General features: G+C 63.9%; 1 pseudogene. It reads right to left on the minus strand.

The features are described 5' to 3' along the window. Positions 1–255, minus strand: a pseudogene (locus tag QP934_RS11610) (phosphotransferase); the annotation flags it as partial.

A 255-nucleotide genomic window follows, 5' to 3' on the forward strand; every position in this document is an offset into this window, starting at 1 on the left:
GTCGTCCAAGCGGCGCGCAATGGCGCTGCCAAATTCTGCGATGGGCGCGCAGGCGGGTCCATCGCAGCGCGCGGCATATCGGGATAGCGCCTCAAAGGTTTCATAGAGGTCGCGGCGCACAAGCAATACATCTTCCGTAAACAGGCCGTGGTCGGCCGGACGCAAAATGGAGCGCTGCGGATCATGGACGACCTCGGCTTCTCCCCTGGCTAGGGCAACCAGCCCTTCGATGCCGCCGGCGTGCATCGTGGTCAC

Source organism: Corynebacterium sp. MSK122, assembly GCF_030229435.2.
GTDB classification, from domain to species: Bacteria; Actinomycetota; Actinomycetes; order Mycobacteriales; family Mycobacteriaceae; genus Corynebacterium; species Corynebacterium marquesiae.